This window comes from Massilia paldalensis (assembly GCF_044901715.1).
GTDB lineage: Bacteria > Pseudomonadota > Gammaproteobacteria > Burkholderiales > Burkholderiaceae_D > Telluria > Telluria paldalensis.
In genome coordinates this window covers 23,044-39,411 of record NZ_JBJCIU010000010.1, presented here as the reverse complement: position 1 = coordinate 39,411, position 16,368 = coordinate 23,044, and the positions used below count along the sequence as shown (strand labels likewise).

Here is a 16,368-nt window from a genome sequence, read left to right as displayed (position 1 = left end):
CTCACGGGCGCTGCAGCGAAGCAATACAAGGCGAGACGAACAGCTTGCCCTGGTAGGCGCCATTCGCCGTGCGCCACGCGACCACCAGCCACAGCATGGCCAGCACCGCTACGAGCAGCGCGCCGGCGATGTCGAAGAACAGCGAATCGAATACATTGGCAAGCCGCAGCGTGGTCACGGCAAATACGCCGAGCGGAAATGTATACCCCCACCAGCCAAGGTTGAAGGGTACCGCGCTCCGGAAATAGCGGCAGGTGATCAGTGTCGCGAGCAGCATCCACCACAGGCCCAGCCCCCACAGGAGCAGTGCGCTCACGACCCCCAGGCCGTATGCGACCCGGCCGACCTCTTCCATGCCGAACAGGGCGAACGTCGCAGGCGCATCCGCACCGAGCACCAGCATGCCCAGGGAGCCTGTACCCACCGGGCCCAGGGCCAGCCAGCTCGATGCCGCCATGCTTTCGTGCGGCAGCTTGTGCAGCGCCATGCGCAGCAGCAGGATCGCGAGGATGCTGAGTGCAACGGGCACCGAATAAGCCCAGAGCACATAACCCGTAAGGAGCACCGTGAAGCGCGCCGCGCTGTCCTGCAGGTGCGGCACGAGCAGGCCTGCGCTGGCGGCCGCCACTTCGGCTGCGACCACGGGCAGCAGCCACACCGCAGTCATCTGGTCGATGCTGTGTTGCTGGCGGGTGAACATCAGGTACGGAATCAGTACGCCGCAGGCCAGCGCCATGGCGACGTCGATCCACCACAGGCATTGCGCTACCGCGACCGCGGCCTGCCCCCAGCGCGCCACGCCGAACCCCAGGAAACCGTTGATGATCGTCGCCAGACCCATCGGGATGGTGCCGAAGAACATCGATACCGTCGCGTGCCCGAAGATTTGCTTTGCCTCGTCGAAGAACAACAGCCAGCGCGCGCCGTACATCGCGGCGAACACGACGAACAGCAGGATGTTGAGCAGCCAAAGGCCTTCGGCAAGCTGATGCAGCCCGAAAACGGCATAAGGGAATTGTGCGAGCGCGAGCGCGAGAATACCGGTACCCATCGTCACGGCGAACCAATTCGGTGTGAATTGCCTGATTGCTTCAATCGGACTGCTCAATTGCCTTAAAGGCTTGAGACCCGACGAGGTGGCGATGATTTCGCTGAAAGACATGGCTCTCCAATTTTGAATATAGCGCGCAGCATGCGCTGGCAACCGTAGCTTAAATCGAAATGCCTAATTCATGAAACACGACGGACAGCAAGAAAATCAAGCTGATATTTAGCTTGATAATACTCATTTTATTCGTTTTACAGCTAGTTCCCGGCTCAATACACTGAAGTTGTAACTTTCACTCAACACTATTGGAGCGCACATGAAAACCCCGACTCGCATTGCAGTTACCGGCGCCGCAGGCCAGATCGGCTATGCCTTGCTTTTCCGTATCGCCAACGGTGACCTGCTCGGCCCCGATCAGCCTGTCATTCTCCAGTTGCTCGACCTGCCACATGCCCTGGGCGCCATGCGTGGTATCGACATGGAGTTGCAAGACTGCGCGTTTCCACTGCTGCAGGAAGTCCTGGTGACCGACAATCCGGAAGTCGCCTTCCGCGACGCCGACATCGCCATTCTTGTCGGCGCACAGCCGCGCAGCAAAGGTATGGAACGCAAGGATTTGCTTGCCGCCAATGCAGGGATCTTCGCCAAGCAGGGACGCTCCCTGAACGCGGTCGCCAAGCGTGAAGTCAAGGTACTTGTCGTCGGCAATCCTGCCAACACGAATGCACTGATCGCCATGCACGCGGCGCCGGACCTCGATCCATCCTGCTTCAGCGCGATGATCCGGCTTGACCACAACCGCGCCCAGGCCATGCTGGCGCTACATCTGGACAAGAGTGTCGACAGTATTTCGCAATTGATAGTCTGGGGCAACCACTCGCCCACCATGTATGCCGATTACCGCTTCGCCCTCGTCGATGGCCAATCTGCCTCGTTCGCGCTGCGCGACGAGCGCTGGAACCGAGAAGTGTTCATCCCGACGGTGGCCCAGCGCGGCACAGCCATCATCGAAGCACGCGGCCAGTCGTCCGCTGCATCGGCGGCCAATGCCGCGATCGACCACGTACGCGATTGGGTGAGGGGCAGCGGCGGGCGCTGGGTCTCGATGGCGCTGCCGTCGGACGGCGGGTATGGCATCCCGGAAGGCATCTTCTTCGGCGTGCCGGTCGTCTGCGACGGGCGCCAGGCAAATCGGATCCGTGGCCTGGACATCAATACCTTCGCGCGCGAAAAACTGCAGGCGGCAGTCGATGAATTGGTGCAGGAGCGCGACGCCATTCGGCATCTGCTGGACTGACCTCCGTAAATTGTCATCCTCGGTACGGAATTTACCAAAATATCAGGTTGAATTCCGACTTTTAATTTATCCAGCAATTTTGTAGAAATAATAATGCGACGTATATTAGGCTGACCATCACGCCGGGAACCCGGCGCCCGGTCAATCACAGGAGACAACAGCCATGACAAGAAGATCAGGCGACGACACCGCCAAACCTGCAGGTCCCTACGATAGCGCGCGCCCTTTCGAGGGACGCCGCCGTTTCATTCGGCACACTGGTTTCATTGCCGCTGGGTTGGCCGCCGCCCCGGGCGCCAGCCTTGCCGCCATCGCCAAGGACGACGGGGTCTCGTTTGCCGATGGCCCGCGCGAACTGGTCAGTTATCCGCAAAAGCGTCCCTTGATCCGCGTCACGACCCGTCCGCCGCACCTCGAAACACCGTTCGAGGTCTTCAACAACGGGGCGATCACGCCCAATGACGCGTTCTTCGTGCGCTACCATCTGGCGAACCTGCCGATGTCGATCGATCCTGAGACCTACCGGCTCGAGGTCAAGGGTGCGGTAAAGCGCAGCCTGAGCTTGTCGCTTTCCGAACTCAAGGCGCTGGGAGAGCCTGTCGAAGTCGTGGCTGTCAACCAGTGCTCCGGCAACAGCCGCGGGTTCTCGTCGCCGCGCGTCTTCGGTGCCCAGTTGGCAAACGGCGCCATGGGCAATGCGCGCTGGGTCGGGGTGCCGCTCAAGACAGTGCTGGAAAAGGCCGGCGTCGGCGCCAATGCACGACAGGTGATGTTCAACGGCCTGGACCAGCCTGTGCTGCCGTCGACCTCCGATTTCAGGAAAACGCTGGACATCGAACACGCGCTTGGCCACGACGTACTCCTGGCCTGGAGCATGAACGGCCAGGACATCCCTTACCTGAACGGCTATCCTCTGAAGCTGATCGTTCCCGGCTATTTCGGCACTTACTGGGTCAAGCACTTGTCCGAAATCGAGGTGCTCGACAAGCCTTTCGAAGGCCACGATGCCTTGTTCATGACGACGGCCTATCGCGTGCCAGACAATGACTGCCTGTGCGTGGCACCCGGCACCACGCCGTCCAGGACCAGGCCGATCTCGACCCTGCCGGTGCGCAGTTTTATCACCAGCGTCACCAGCGGCGGCGTGCTGCCCGCCGGCCGTACGGTCCAGCTCAAGGGTATCGCTTTCGACGGCGGCGCGGGCATCAAGGCCGTGGATGTTTCGATCGATGGCGGCAAGACCTGGCGGGCGGCGGAACTCGGCGCCGACCTCGGGCGTTATTCGTTCCGCGAGTGGCGCCTGCCGGTAAGCTTCGCCGCACGCGGCCAGACTGTCCTGATGGTAAGGGCCACCAACCGTGCCGGCGAAGTGCAGCCGGCGGACCCGACCTGGAACCCGGGGGGCTATCGCCGCCATGTGATCGAATCCTACCCCGTGACCATCGCCTGAGGAGGCGCCCATGAAACGAATCGAATCCTTCTTGCCTGTTTTCCTGCTCGTTGCAGGCATGGCCGCGCCGGCGTACGCCGAAGTTCATACACTCAAGCTTCCTGCCGAGACAGCGCAGCTCAAGTCGTCGCGCCTGCCCGGCTATGTCATCGCCACGCAGAAATGCGCTACCTGTCATTCCGCCGATTACATCAAGTACCAGCCGCCAGGCATGACCCTAGTCCAATGGACCGGCGAAGTCGGCAAGATGCAGCACATGTATGGCGCCCCGCTCACCGATGACGACGTCAAGGTCATCGGCGCCTATCTCGCGGTGACCTATGGCAGCGCGAAGGAAGCCGATTTGCCGGCAGAACTCAGGCTCGCGTGGGCATCGGGCGCTACGAAGCCGGCGGCGGGAAAGGATCCCGACGTGCAAGCGCTGCTCGCTTCCAACAATTGTCTGGCCTGCCATGCAATCGACAAGAAGATCGTCGGGCCGGCTTACCATGAGGTGGCCGCAAAATACCGCGGCAATCCCGGAGCGCAAGCCCTCCTTGAAAAAAGCATCCATGGCGGCAGTTCGGGCAAATGGGGACAGGCGGCGATGCCGCCCTTCCCCCAGCTCAAGCCCGAGGAATTGCGTGCGCTGGCCGATTTCGTTCTGAAGCAATAGGGAAATGCGCAGCGTTTTGGCAAGCGGCGTGGTTTCAATATAATTGGGCGTCAGCACAACTCGACGCCCGCCAACGATGCGCCTCTCCCTTCGCCAGCTTCAGATCTTCCTCGCCATCGCAGGATCGGGCAGCACCACGGCAGCGTCTCACCAGGTGGCCTTGTCGCAATCCGCGACCAGTGCAGCCCTCAACGAGCTCGAGGCGATGCTCGACGTCCAGCTGTTCGACCGGGTCGGCAAGCGCCTGCTCATCAACGACAACGGCCGCCTGTTGCTGCCCCAGGCGCGCCAGATGCTGGACGCAGCGACGACGATCGAACGCCAGTTCGCCGAGCAGAACAGCTTGACAGGCCTCGGCCTGCATCTCGGAGCCAGCACGACGATCGGCATCTACCTGTTGCCGGCGATACTGGCGGAGGCATTCGCCGCGTCGCCCCAGGGCCCGCCTCGCGTCACCATTGCAAATACGTCCGACATCGCAACGGCGGTCGCGAATTTCGAGCTGGATCTCGGCTTGGTAGAAGGGCCATGTCATGACCTGCAGCTACAGGTCGAACCGTGGATAGCAGACGACCTTGTGGTGGTTGCCGCCGCCGGCCACCCGCTGCTTACCGACGGTGCCGCCAGCGACGGGACCGTGTCCTTGCAGGCCTTGCGCAACGCCGGCTGGCTACTACGCGAACCCGGTTCGGGAACCCGTGAGGCGGTCGAGCAGGCGCTCGTCCCTCACCTGCACAGCTTGCGCTCGGCAGGCGAATTCAGCAACGCGGAGGCGATCAAGCATGCGGCCGCGCATGGACTGGGGCTGGCCTGCCTGTCCCGGCTCGTGGTCGAGGATTTCCTCGCGAGCGGTCGGCTGGTAGTGGTACGAACCTCGCTGCCCGCCCTCAAGCGCAACTTCTTCATCATTCACCACAGGAACAAGGTGCTGTCGACCAGACTCCTGGGCTTCCTGGCTTTGTGCCGCACGACGGCAAGCAGGCGGGTGCGGCGCAAGCTTGCGGGCCAGGCCCATGAATATGGTTGACGCTGCACCTCGAGCCAGATCGAAAAGAGGATGACTTACGCGGTATCGACCTCTGCTATCGCTCCCAGATGAACTTCAGGTAATTGTCGTCGAAATACGCATCCTCCCGCAGTCGCCTCATATTTTCTGGATCTGACGGTTGATGGCTTTCAGCGCTTTTTCATTACGTTCGCTGTACCGGTTCGTCAGGTAGTCCGTCCGCACACGCATCAGCAGCGTTATCTTGAACAGCTCTTCCATCACGTCGACCACGCGGTCATAGTAGGCGGACGGGCGCATGCGGCCAGCGTCGTCGAACTTCTTGTAGGCCATTGGCACCGAGGACTGGTTCGGGATCGTGAACATACGCATCCAGCGTCCCAGCAGGCGCAGGGTATTCACCACATTGAAGGACTGTGAGCCGCCGCATACCTGCATAACTGCCAGCGTGCGTCCCTGGCTCGGCCTGATCGCGCCCATCTCCAGCGGAATCCAGTCGATCTGGTTCTTCATCACCGCGGTAATCGCGCCATGACGCTCAGGACTACACCACACCTGGCTTTCCGACCATGAGGGCTAAGTCGGCGGAGAAGTTCCACTTTTACTTCATTTCTCCGGCGAGTTTCACTTTTACTTCATAAGAAGTTTCACTTTTACTTCATCGGACGGAAGCCGGCCTGGCTCAAGGCTTGGCTCGAGTGCGGCATCTCTCTGGAAGAGTTGCCTCGCAAGGAACTTGCAGCAACCCGCGGGGACGCCGCCGCCGAATAAAGCGCAGGTCTCGCGACACACGCACAGCGCTTCAGGGAAATCCGGTGCGACCCCAAACCTTAACTCGACATTAGCAAAAATATTGTCGAGCTTATTGGATTGGACAGAACATGCCATGCCGGGCATGTTGACACGGGGGGACGAACAACACGGCGGCACCTGGCGCAGCAAATAGTTCGAGAGCCATTTATGTATACATCTTATATACAGCAGACGTCTGGAAGCCGCACTCACGCACGAAAGTAAATCATTAGACAACGAGCTGTCGCGATGACGAACGTGCGATTTTAACCGGCTGATCTGACGATCGATACAAAGACGTCCCGAACTTATCGGACGTACTGCCGTCCAGTTTGAACGTACTGACTAACTGCGAAAGTGAGGCCGCCTGGTCTTCGAGCGAACTAGCCGCTGCTGCAGCTTCCTCAACCAGAGCGGCATTTTGCTGTGTCACGTCGTCCATCTGTGTGATGGCGGCATTGACCTGTTCGATCCCCTTGGTTTGCTCTACGCTCGCGCTGGCGATCTCGGACATGATGTCGGTAACACGCGTGATCCCATGGACGATTTCGCTCATGGTGGTACCCGCCTGTTCCACGAGTTGACTGCCGGCGCCAACCCTGCCCACTGAGTCGCTAATGAGGGTACGGATCTCCTTCGCAGCAGAGGCCGAACGTTGCGCCAGGTTGCGGACTTCAGACGCAACCACGGCAAATCCCCGTCCTTGTTCGCCCGCTCGGGCGGCCTCGACGGCAGCATTCAGCGCCAGAATGTTGGTCTGGAATGCGATGCCGTCGATAACGCCAATGATGTCGGCAATTTTTTTCGATGACTCATTGATGGACGCCATCGTGACCACGACCTGCGCAACGACCTCGCCGCCTTTCATCGCGACGTCAGAGGCGCTTGCCGCCAGCATGTTCGCCTGGCGTGCGTTTTCGGCGTTTTGGCGTACCGTACTTGTCAGTTCTTCCATCGATGACGCGGTTTCCTCAAGCGAACCGGCCTGCTGCTCAGTACGCGCGGAAAGATCCAGGTTACCCGCCGCGATTTGCTGAGAAGCAGTGAGGATGGTATCCGTTCCGGAACGAACTTCGGTTACGGTTTTGAGCAGGCTTTGGTTCATGTGCTTAAGAGCCAAGAGTAGCACACCCACCTCGTCCTTTGACGTTACCTCGATTTCAGCCGTCAGGTCGCCATTCGCTACCTGCTGGGCAAGGTCTACGGCGCGTACTAGCGGACGCGTAATGCTACGGGTAAGTATAATCCCAAGCCCGATACCGCAGCCGAGGGCGGCGATACCCAGGGCGACGAGGAATGTTCTCGACTCTGCGTAGACTTCGTCGATGTGGATGTTCGCTTCTTGGAAAAGGGAATCCTGAAAGGCAACGACGTTGTCGACCGTGGCAACGTATTTTTTCATCTCCGGCACAAGCTTGTCGGCAATAGAAGCCTTGAATTCCGGGCCGGCGCCCTCCACAGCCTTGCGTTTGAACAGTTCGGTGCGAACATCGCTATATACCTTACGCTGCTCGGCGACCGCCCGTAAATTTGCTTTGCCCTTCTCGCTCTTGACGAGCTTTTCGAGCTCTTCCTGCACCTTGCTTACTTGGGCACTGACTTCCTTCATCTCTCGGTCAAGCATGGTGTCCTCGGCGGGGTCGTTGCTTCTTGCCCTTGCCAGCGTTCGAACACTGTTCGTCGCAATGCCTTCACGCCATGCAGCGGCCAGCTTGGCCTTGTGACTCGTTTCGACCATCGTCGCTTTCGCGTCATTAATGCGGCCAAGTTGCCACAAGGCGCATAACAGCGTACTGCCTAGAAGTAGAAGGACAAGAGCGAAGGCAGCACTCAGCCGCATGCCGATTTTGATGTTTGATAAAGTCATGGACGTTCTAGATAAAGTGATCCGCGCGCACTACATTTGCCGGATAAAGTGTGTAATAACAATCTATGTAGGATAACTCCTACACAACGTTCTATTTATTAAAACGTGCCAAAAACCCGTTCTCTGTCGTTAATCAACCACGAACGAACGTACGATATTTATCGAACGTTACCAACGCTGCATATGACTTATAAAACTCTCAATAAATTCAAATTCTGCTGGAAACCGCCCTGTGGCAAGCCATCGAACACGAAGAATTCCGCCTGTACTACCAGCCCAAGCTCTCGCTCAGGACGCATTCGTTCTTCTTCGACATTAGAAACCATATTATCGGGTTCTCTAGTGTATGGAGTTTAAATTCGAGGTATTCACTAGAATCCTCTTCAAGAGTGGCTGCAAGCCGACGGTTGGCGGCGCATCCGTGAAGCAGTCTTCCTACGCCTGCGGGCCAACGGTTACAGCTTCCTGTTCCGCAGATTATTAACGTGCCCAACCGGCCTCGCCGATCCAGCGTAGCGCTGCCAGCGAGGGCATGAACAGGTACTCGCCGCCCTTGAGCTGGTTGAAAGTAGTCACGCCGTCCAACCGGCGCCGCACTGGCGACTGTGGCAGCGTGAAACTGCCAGGCGTCTCGTGCAGGCCGACGATAGCGTCGCGCTCCGTGCCCAAGTCGATGAAATTGCCGCGGTTGATCCATTCCTGTTGAAGAAACTCGATGGTGTCATAGGCGCGTGCACTGATGAAGATGAAGAAGATGCCGCGCTCACTCCGTGCATCGTCTGCCGCCGTTACCTCGCGACTCCATTTGGGGCCGAAGGTCGAGGACCGCCGGATAATGCGGTGGATGTTCACATCGGTCAGGATCGTTAGCCTGCTGTCGCGCGGATTCAGGCGCCGCATGTGGGACGCATGCGGGCAGACCAGGCCGCGCGGATCCGTCGAAAAATCGAAATCGTTGTTGCGGTTCGGGTCGGCGCCCAGTGCCGGATCGTCGCGCCCCGGCGCCAGGATCAGTGGCGCCCCGCTACGCCAGCGGCCGACCAGCTTAGCAGCAAGCAGCTCTTCCTCCTGTTCGCCGGAGGCATGGCTGCGCACGAAATCATTGAAGGCGCCGACCTGGCTGGCGTACTTGCGCAGCACCACGAAGGAGCCGTTGCGCCCCAGTTCAGGCGGATCGGGCATCGCCACCGGCGCCCCGTTCTCGCTGTCTTCGCCGAGGATGAATTCGCCGGCCGCGATCGCACGCTCCTGGCCCGGCACCGGATCGACGCCGCTGCCGGCGACTGCCGGCTGCGAAATCGAATCGCGGAAGCCGAAGGGATTCTTGGCGTCGGCATCGGCGCCGAAGGCATGGGTGCCGACCAGGGTCACGCCGTGCGAGCGCGCCAGTTCGCCCATGGCCTTGGCGCGTGCGACGTCGAGCGCGGCCTCGTCGCGCGCGTAGATCGTCAGCGCGAGGTGGCAGGCGCCGGGGCGGAAGGCCTCGTCCCAGTGTTCGGGCGCATTGCCGCCGATGTCGCGCAGTTGTTCGGCGCGTGCCGCCATGCCTTGCTGGAAGGGCAGGGGAAAACTCTTCAGCGAGGATTCCGGTAGGCCCAGCGCCTTCAGGCCCTGGAAACTGAGCGCCGCGCCAATCCAGGCTTCGCGGTCGTCGGTCCAGCCAGCCGCGGAGGGGATGTGGGCGGCTAGGCGGCGCACAAGGTCGCGTCCTCCTTCCGCCTCGTCGATATGCAGCATCGCGTGGATGCCGACATAGGGTTCTGGGCGCGAGCGCAGGATCAGGGCCTGGATGTCGTCCAGGGCCAGCGTGACCCGTTCGCGCCGGAAGCGCGCCTTCAGATCGGTGAGCAGGCTCATGTCAGTAATCCACCCCTTCCGGCTGCGAGATCGCGGCCGTGAGCGTATCGAGCGCCTTGCGCGTCGTCTCGTCTGCGGGCGGATGCGCGGCCATGGCGTCGAAGAAGGCATCCAGCGCCTTTTCCATGCGCTGGTAGCGGCGGGTGTCGACCACTGTCACCTGCGGATTGGCGACGAACCAGCCGGCGGCGTCGATCTGGTGCGAGGCGATGAAGTCCTTCACTTGCGGACTGGCGATGCCGGGCCAGCCTTCCACGTTCGCGAACAGCAGGTCCATCAGTTCCGGGATCTTGGTCGCGAAATCGTTGATGTAGCTGTCCCAGTCGCCGTCATAGGTGGTGGCGAACAGGATGCGGGTGTCGTTGTCGAAGAAGACGAAACGCATGTCGTGCAAGGTGGAGACGCGTTGGGCGCCGTCCATATTGCCGTTGGTGAGATCGAAAATGCGGCGCAGGCGGTCGGCGCCGCCCGGCTTGAGCTGCGCGATGGCGGTCAGCTCGGACACGTTGCCGGATTGCTTGCCGGCGCGCCCGGCCGACCTGGCGCTGCCCTTCAGGTCGGGATTGTGCTTTCGCACCATCGCTTCCAGCGCGATCTTCGCAAGATGCGGCGCGTCGTGCGCCACCGCGTCGATGCGGCGCCTGACTTCCTGCAGCCAGGTTTCGTCGTCCAGGCGCGGGTCGGTGGTTTTCTCGGTCATGGTTCTGGCTCCTCAATCGGGAATGTCGGAAGGCTGCGATGGCTCCGTGCGCGGCCGCGCGTTCATCGTGTGGCGATATGCGCTCGAACGCTCATAGGCCGCGCGCCGGATGCGCATGATGCCGCCCAGCGGCCGGTGTGCCTCGATGCCGTTCCAGGGGTTGAAGGAAAGGACATCGTCGCCATACACTTGGCGCTGCGGCGTCGCCGTCGGTTGCGGAGGGAAGCGCAGCGTGGCGATAGGGCAGTGTGGCGAACGCGCCTCGCTCCATCGTACGGCGGCGTCTTCGACCGGCATCGCCGCCAGATCGACGCACAACTGCGCCGACAGTTCGTATTCGGCGCCATGCTCGGCAAAGAAGGCGCTGACGGCGTCGCGCATGCAGGCATCATGCACCTCTGTCAGAGGCTGCCCTGTTAACGTACGCACCTCCGCAGACTTGGGCGCGAGCGCGAGCTTGGCAATGTAGTCGCCAAAGCGGATCGCCGCCTGCGTGTGGTAAGTCTCGCCGAGCGGATGGTAATTATCGCGCGCCAATCCTTCGAGCGTTGCGCCTGGTTCCATACCCAGTGCCTGCACTAGCTCTTTCGCGCCACGCGCGGTGCCAGCCACCAGCCGTTGGAAGGTATCCGGCGCATGTGAATTGGCTTCGAGCAGCGCTAGCATCTGCTTGTACTTGGGGATGGTGCCGAAGGCGAGCACCGGAAAGTTCACCATCAGGAAGTCTTGGTTGGCGCCAGCAATGCCGGGCGACAGGCGCTCGCCCTCCACGCCCATCACCTTGAGCGCAAAGCCGCGCGGTGCCGGAATCTTGTCGGAGTGGATGTCGCCGGGTGCCGAGGATAGGCGCGCGACAACGTGGTAGCTGCGCGCCTCGGCGAAAATCCCCTGGCGCAGCTCGGGCGGCAAATTCGCATGCACCGCTAGTTCGCCAATCAGCAGGCCATTGGACTTGGCATGGGCGTCGCGGACTGCGTGACGGTGGCGCTCGAACGCGCAGCGGTTGGCGGCCGCCATCTGTTCGACGATCTGGTCTGTGAGGTGTGCTTCGCCTTCAGAAACCGTTTCTACATCAGGGGCATAGGGCAAAGGACGCACAGCGACACTCCTTAAAAAGTTGCATTAAAAGCATCATGAAAGTGTATGTTAGGAGATAATTTGTTGCAGTGCAACCGAGTGAACACTCTATCGTAAAGCTTGACGCAACTGCTGCCTGATCTTTCGGCCAAATTTGCCACGCGTAGACGACAGGGAGGACGGTCTACACTCTTGAAATAATCAGAAAGGGATGGTGGCAGATTTACTTCAACGGACGATGCTCCACTCGGCAGATATCTAACAAATTCACTTCCAAGTGCATGGACGCTGCGGACATCATTCACTTAGAGCAAGCGACCATTAGCTAGCAGGCGCGAACAGAGCGGTGAGGCCACAGGCCCAGCCTGCGTCTAGCTTATTTCACATACAATGCCTGATGAAAATAGAATCCTTACGGAAATTTTCAATATGCACCTTTCCAATATCAAGCTGTGGAACTTCCGCAAGTTCGGGACGGGCGCGGCGTTTGCGCTGGGGACGCCGCACCTCGACCTCTGCCTGAACGCAGGCCTCAACGTACTGATCGGCGAAAACGACTCGGGCAAGTCTGCCATCATCGACGCCATCCGCCTCGTTCTCAAGACGCACAGCTATGACTGGGCCCGCGTCGGCGAGGATGACTTCCACCACACGCAGTGCAGGATGAGGATCGAGGTGATACTGTCCGGCCTCGGGCCGCCGGAAGCGAAGAACTTCACCGAGTTCCTCTGCTGGGAGCGTGGCGTGCTGGCGCCCCTGCCCTATCTCCGCCTTATCCTCGACGCGAAGAAGAACCCGCTTACCGGTCATGTCCTGCCATACGAAGTACGCGCTGGCGCAGACGCCGAAGGCAAGGCGCTCAGCCCTGAAGCCAAAGAGTACCTCAAGGTTACGTACCTGAAGCCGCTGCGCGACGCGGAAGACGAACTGGTGGCCAGGAAGAACTCGAGGCTTTCGCAGATTCTCGTCGGGCACGAAGCGTTCAAGAACAAGGGTATCGGCCACGTGCTGATGGAGCAGCTCGCAGGCTTCAACGGCTCGATCGAAGGCTATTTCGACGGAAAGGACCATGCGGGGGCAACGATTCCGGACCAGCTCGGCAAGGCTCTGAAAGACGACATCGATGGCTATATCGCGGCACTCTACGAACCGGGCAAGAAAACCGGGCTCGCGGTCACGGAGCGCGGTCAGCTCAGGAACCTCCTGGAGAAGCTGGAGCTTTCGATCTCTGGCGAAACGAAGCCCGGGCTGGGCACGCTCAACCGCCTTTTCATGGCGTCCGAGTTGCTTCACCTGAACAAGGGCGGATGGACCGGGATACGCCTGGGGTTGGTGGAAGAACTGGAGGCGCACCTGCATCCTCAGGCCCAGATGCAGGCCGTCGAAATGCTCCAAAAGCAGGCGAATGTGCAGCTCATCCTGACCACGCACAGCCCGAATATCGGATCGAAAGTAGAGCTGAAGGATCTGGTTATATGCAGCGAAGGCAAAGCATTCCCGATGGGCCCTGCGCACACAGAGCTAGCAACTGACGACTACGCGTTCCTCCAACGGTTCCTCGACGTCACGAAAGCTAACCTGTTTTTCTCGAAAGGAGTGATCCTAGTCGAGGGATGGTCGGAAGAGCTGCTCGTGCCTGAATTCGCCAAGCTCCTTGGATATAACCTGACCCAGAAGGGGATCGCCGTTATCAACGTTAACAGCCTCGCCTTCATTCGGTACGCCAATATCTTCAAGCGCAAGGCCAAGCCCGATTTCCCCAAGCCGGTGGCAGTAATTACGGATTCAGACGTTTCTCCGGACAACGAGGACGGCGCGATTAAGGGAGACAAAGCGATGCTCGCGGCTGCCATCGCCGCCAAAACAGTCAAGTACGACGGCCAGTGTGTTAAGTCCTTCATTGCGCCGCAGTGGACTCTGGAATACTGCCTATCGAAATCCGCCGCGTTCGGACCGAAATTCCAAGAGATAGCGAAAGCTGTTCACAGCGGCACCGAGTGGACCGACTTCGACGTGACCCTCGCCAAAAAACTGGAGAGCCAGTCGCTGAAGAAGACCGAAATCGCGAGCCGGCTGGCGCAGGCGATAGCGAAGGGCGAAATTGATAAGTCGAAGGTCGCGGGCGACAAACACGTCGAATACCTCGTGAAGGCAATTGAATATGCCTGCGGCGTTTAGCGTTACGGACGAGGACATCGCCTACGCCGAGAGCATCCTCCTTCCGGCCGGTGAGTCATTCGATAGCGAGCGCCGCGACTTCATCAGAAACCTGGACACCATCGACCTCCAGGCCGTACCCGGCAGCGGCAAGACGACAGCGCTACTCGCGAAGCTGCTGATCCTTGACCGCCACCTTCCCTTCGCCGACGGTGCGGGCGTCCTCGTCATATCCCACACCAACGCCGCTATCGACGAGATAAGGGACAGGATCGGTTCCCGCTGCTCCAACCTATTCAGGTACCCGAACTTCGTCGGTACCATCCAGTCGTTCGTGGACGAATTCCTCGCCGTGCCCTACTACGCCAACCGCTTCAATAAGGCACTGCTTAGAATAGACGACGGCATCTATGACCAGAGATTCTCGCGTCCGCCTTTCAAGATCAGGGACTTCACCGATGAGGAAAACAGGAACGCCAGGCGCTACCTGATGGCATCGAAAAAAGCCATCAGGTGGAGTATGGAAAACGGTAAGGCCGTCCTCACGGACGGCTATGGCGGCAAAGCCATCGACTTTAGCAAGCCACGGGGCAACACCAAGCCACAGAACTACGCCGACTGGAATGAAGCCGAGAAGGCGCGCGTGGGAGCCTGGGTGTCCGCGTTCAAGGCCCAGATACTGAAGGCCGGATACCTGTGCTACGACGATGCGTACTTCCTCGCAAGCCTGTCCCTACGGAAGAATCCGCTCGCAGGTGAGCTTCTCCAGAGAAGGTTCGCTTACGTGTTCGTTGACGAGATGCAGGACATGGAACAGCACCAGCATGACCTGCTCGAAGAGGCCTTCATGGTAAGCCCTTGCTCACGGAGCATCTACCAGCGGATCGGCGACAAGAACCAAGCCATTTTCGAAGGTAGGGACGCCTCGGCGCACGCTTTCTGGAAGGACCGGGCGACAGTACTACAGCTCAACGGGAGCTACCGGTTGAGTCCGATGGTCGCGGGGATAGTCAGTCCGTTCGCGGTCTCCCCGCTGAAGATCGACGGGAGACAAATGCGAGCCGACGGCCTTCCCGTATCCGTCAAGCCCAGACTCATCGTGTACTCCGACACGACGAAGGAGCAGGTGGTCCCCACGTTCGCGTCCCTCATCCGAACGCTGCTCGACACCGGAGAGATTCCGGACGGCCGGAAAAACAGGTACAAAGCTATCGCGTGGGCAACACAGAAGGGGGACGGAAAAGTACGGCTCTGCGATTACTACCCGGGCTTTTCAAAGGAAGAACAGCAGCAGAAGCCCGACTACTCTGATCTAGCGAGCCACCTCGAATACTACGATAAGGAAGACCGCACCATGTCGTCGATCGAGGGCAGCATTTGCAACGCCCTGCTGCGCATTCTGAGGGAGGAAGCTCTTTTTAATCCGGAGGGGATGCCGTACTCGAGAGCGAGGATGCTGAGATTCCTACGGGAGGACAGGCACGACTATTGGCCGACTTACCAGGCGCAGGTGTACGAGTGGTGCGCCGACGTCTTGGGCGGACAGGGCACGGCGGTGCTGGGGAAGATCCAAGCCGCCCTGCCCGAGTTCCTGCGGCAGTTCGGCGGCAAGGTGGACAAGAGTTCCGCGTTCATAACAACCCGGAGCGAAGGCACGCCGGCAATAGCAATGAAAACCGGCAGCGAAGCAGCCAACTTTTTCAAGCACGACGGAGTCACAGTCGAGATTGCCTCGGTGCACCGGGTAAAGGGGGAAACGCATGCGGCAACGCTCTACATGGAGTCCTTTTACGAACGGGGCGGCGGCGGCAATTACGAATCCGAACGTCTCGCGGGCCAGCTAAAAGGGGATCCCCTGTCCGCCAAGCCGCACAACCTAGTCGTGCAGTCGGCCAAAATGGTCTATGTAGGGTTCTCAAGGCCCACTCACCTGCTCTGCTTCGCCGTCCACGAAGGCAGGTTCGGGAAGCTGGGGGCCAGTATGCCACTGGGCAGGTGGGAAGTCGTCCGCCTGTAGCAGGAACCGCGCGGCAGGCAGCTTCCATTCCTTATGCCCCGCTATTGCGCCTTGCTAACGACCGCGCGATCAAGACGCGCTTCGGAACGCCTGGCCACTCCAGCCGGCGTCCCTTTTGACGGTAGCTTTGGGCCGATTGGAACCGAATCACGTGGCGCAGCCGGGCAGCGCGGAGAACCTGAGCCCGCGCGTGAACCAGGACCTAGTGGCCTCACCATCTCCTGGGGTGGAACTCGGCCATTCATTGGCCAGCACTTCACCGCGCCCCCACGACCGGCGAGTAGCATTTTTACTTCAGAAGCTGGGGGCATTTTTGCTTCAACGGACGACGGACGGGGTTTAGGGACGGAAAATGGCCAACGGCCAGGGCAAAGGATTGCATAACGGCAATATTTTTCGAATGAATAGGACCGATCCGTAAGCGAGCTGACGCAGCAGACTTTGC

11 protein-coding genes and 1 pseudogene are annotated in these 16,368 nt (G+C 59.9%); 6 read left to right on the top strand and 6 right to left on the bottom strand.

Annotation, left to right across the window (positions count from 1 at the left end):
- Position 1: 1 nt before the first annotated feature.
- On the bottom strand, positions 2-1,162 hold the full coding sequence (locus tag ACI1V7_RS26785) for a TDT family transporter (protein ID WP_141839166.1): 1,161 nt from the start codon (positions 1,160-1,162) through the stop codon (positions 2-4).
- Between the two features lie 202 nt (positions 1,163-1,364).
- On the opposite strand from ACI1V7_RS26785, the gene ACI1V7_RS26780 reads away from it, so the two are divergent.
- The 4 genes from ACI1V7_RS26780 to ACI1V7_RS26765 all read left to right on the top strand — a co-directional run bounded on the left by ACI1V7_RS26780 (position 1,365) and on the right by ACI1V7_RS26765 (position 5,477).
- Positions 1,365-2,345 carry a malate dehydrogenase gene (locus tag ACI1V7_RS26780; protein ID WP_404535405.1) on the top strand — a complete coding sequence of 327 codons (981 nt, stop codon included), beginning with the start codon at positions 1,365-1,367 and terminating at the stop codon, positions 2,343-2,345.
- Positions 2,346-2,508: 163 nt separating this feature from the next.
- On the top strand, positions 2,509-3,795 hold the full coding sequence (sorA, locus tag ACI1V7_RS26775; protein WP_404535403.1) for a SorA family sulfite dehydrogenase catalytic subunit: 1,287 nt from the start codon (positions 2,509-2,511) through the stop codon (positions 3,793-3,795).
- Between the two features lie 10 nt (positions 3,796-3,805).
- Positions 3,806-4,450 (top strand): SorB family sulfite dehydrogenase c-type cytochrome subunit, encoded by a 645-nt coding sequence (gene sorB / locus ACI1V7_RS26770; protein WP_404535402.1) that lies wholly within the window; start codon positions 3,806-3,808, stop codon positions 4,448-4,450.
- Between the two features lie 76 nt (positions 4,451-4,526).
- A complete protein-coding gene (locus ACI1V7_RS26765; RefSeq protein ID WP_141839173.1) occupies positions 4,527-5,477 on the top strand; it encodes a LysR family transcriptional regulator in 951 nt (316 codons plus the stop codon).
- A gap of 117 nt (positions 5,478-5,594) precedes the next feature.
- Here ACI1V7_RS26765 and ACI1V7_RS26760 read toward each other — a convergent pair.
- From ACI1V7_RS26760 to ACI1V7_RS26740, 5 genes and pseudogenes are all read right to left on the bottom strand, one after another.
- Positions 5,595-6,026: pseudogene (locus ACI1V7_RS26760) on the bottom strand (NAD(P)H-dependent oxidoreductase); the annotation flags it as partial.
- A 451-nt stretch (positions 6,027-6,477) separates the two neighbouring features.
- A complete protein-coding gene (locus ACI1V7_RS26755) occupies positions 6,478-8,115 on the bottom strand; it encodes a methyl-accepting chemotaxis protein (RefSeq protein ID WP_404535399.1) in 1,638 nt (545 codons plus the stop codon).
- A 480-nt stretch (positions 8,116-8,595) separates the two neighbouring features.
- Positions 8,596-9,972 carry a Dyp-type peroxidase gene (locus tag ACI1V7_RS26750; protein ID WP_147936200.1) on the bottom strand — a complete coding sequence of 459 codons (1,377 nt, stop codon included), beginning with the start codon at positions 9,970-9,972 and terminating at the stop codon, positions 8,596-8,598.
- 1 nt (position 9,973) lies between these two features.
- On the bottom strand, positions 9,974-10,672 hold the full coding sequence (locus tag ACI1V7_RS26745) for a hypothetical protein (protein ID WP_147936201.1): 699 nt from the start codon (positions 10,670-10,672) through the stop codon (positions 9,974-9,976).
- A 12-nt stretch (positions 10,673-10,684) separates the two neighbouring features.
- Complete coding sequence (locus tag ACI1V7_RS26740; protein ID WP_404535397.1) at positions 10,685-11,770, bottom strand: catalase family protein; 1,086 nt, start codon at positions 11,768-11,770, stop codon at positions 10,685-10,687.
- Between the two features lie 408 nt (positions 11,771-12,178).
- On the opposite strand from ACI1V7_RS26740, the gene ACI1V7_RS26735 reads away from it, so the two are divergent.
- Complete coding sequence (locus tag ACI1V7_RS26735; protein ID WP_404535395.1) at positions 12,179-13,927, top strand: ATP-dependent nuclease; 1,749 nt, start codon at positions 12,179-12,181, stop codon at positions 13,925-13,927.
- The gene (locus ACI1V7_RS26730; protein WP_404535392.1) at positions 13,911-15,923 is read left to right on the top strand and encodes a UvrD-helicase domain-containing protein; all 2,013 of its coding nucleotides are present in this window, start codon (positions 13,911-13,913) and stop codon (positions 15,921-15,923) included. The genes ACI1V7_RS26735 and ACI1V7_RS26730 overlap by 17 nt, the downstream gene beginning before the upstream one ends.
- The last annotated feature ends 445 nt before the right edge of the window (positions 15,924-16,368 follow it).